Below are 1,154 nucleotides of genomic sequence, written 5' to 3' on the forward strand. Positions count from 1 at the left end.
ACGTTGTTGATTGGTTTGTTAGGTTTTACGCTTAATGCTAAAAATGGCGCCACTAGATATCTTCCTTGAGGGCTTGTTGTTTCTTAATTTTAAACATGACATAGATATTGTGAATTGTTAAGAAGAAACAGACGATAGCAATTAAGGTACATGCAACGAACAGCTGGATGATTTCACCATAGCTGACATAGGCAAAGACAGCACAAATAACGCCAAAACTGAACTCCATAAAAGCGGCTTCAACAACCGTTTTAATGTTTGTGATCACAGGCTGAGCAAAATATTTAAACTTGTAAGTCATCAGCTATCCCTAAATATGAACCTAACGCTAAGCTAACCGGCACAAACGTAGCGGCAAAATAGCGAAGCACCGCTGCGTTTGTGTCCCAGTGACCGAAGGGAACGAGTTTAGCGTTTTGTTAGGCCCTTCCACGAAATGTCAATCTTCCTATGTTGAGAAACGCAATCCCTAAGATAAAGGTTAATGAGGCTCTGATAAGGCACACCCTCTTCTTCTGCCATTTCTTTAAAGTAACTGATAACGTCCTCGCTTAAGCGCATAGTGACAGGCTTTTTAAGCTTACTTGCATAGGGGTTTTTGCGAGATTTAAGTTTACTGAAATCGTATTCTGCATCCATTATTTGCCACCATAATAGTTAAGTTCTTTCTTTGTTGCCTTACGTGCGGAAATGATTCTAATTTTACTACCATCTTCGCGCTCGCAATGGCAAACGGTTAGAACATTTGAATGAGAACTCATTCCGAGCATGAGAAACCTGTCTTCACTTAGAATTGAGTTCGTATCGTCATAGAATTGAACCGCATTTTCATCATAGAAGATAGACTGGGCCTCACGAAAAGAGATGCCGTGTTTTTTAAGATTCGATGAAGCCTTAGCCTCATCCCATTCGAATTTAATCATATGTACATCGTATGTACAAAGGGCGGAGTTGTCAAAGGGGCCTAACTTTTAAATAAGGGGCGCAGGCACGTAGGGCATAATGGCGAAGCCGCCCTGCGTGTTTGCGTCCCAGCCCGCGCAGCGGGCGAGCTTAATTTTTTTACAGTGGTTCCGTTCCTTTTTTACTTCCAATTTGATTCAGTAAAAAGGAACATGCTTCTGCTGTCCACGAATGTTAATTTTTAGATAGAG

The 1,154-nt window shown here is 41.3% G+C and carries 3 protein-coding genes; all 3 read right to left on the minus strand.

The window, feature by feature from the left end; translation table 11 throughout:
* Positions 1 to 52 precede the first annotated feature (52 nt).
* Positions 53 to 301, minus strand: a complete 249-nt coding sequence (locus tag V7R39_RS17695; protein ID WP_334032277.1) for a hypothetical protein — start codon at positions 299 to 301, stop codon at positions 53 to 55.
* Between the two features lie 107 nt (positions 302 to 408).
* Positions 409 to 639: a BrnA antitoxin family protein gene (locus V7R39_RS17700; protein WP_334032278.1), complete on the minus strand. Its 231-nt coding sequence runs from the start codon at positions 637 to 639 to the stop codon at positions 409 to 411.
* Positions 639 to 923: a BrnT family toxin gene (locus tag V7R39_RS17705; protein ID WP_334032279.1), complete on the minus strand. Its 285-nt coding sequence runs from the start codon at positions 921 to 923 to the stop codon at positions 639 to 641. Before V7R39_RS17705 ends, V7R39_RS17700 begins: the two co-directional genes overlap by 1 nt.
* Positions 924 to 1,154: the final 231 nt, after the last annotated feature.

Source organism: Alteromonas sp. P256, assembly GCF_036864455.1.
Taxonomy (GTDB): Bacteria; Pseudomonadota; Gammaproteobacteria; order Enterobacterales; family Alteromonadaceae; genus Alteromonas.

Excerpts from the sequence above, each read along its gene's own strand:
- V7R39_RS17695 (WP_334032277.1), bottom strand. The coding sequence starts at position 301 with ATGACTTACAAGTTTAAATATTTTGCTCAGCCTGTGATCACAAACATT.
- V7R39_RS17700 (WP_334032278.1), bottom strand. The coding sequence starts at position 639 with ATGGATGCAGAATACGATTTCAGTAAACTTAAATCTCGCAAAAACCCC.
- V7R39_RS17705 (WP_334032279.1), bottom strand. The coding sequence starts at position 923 with ATGATTAAATTCGAATGGGATGAGGCTAAGGCTTCATCGAATCTTAAA.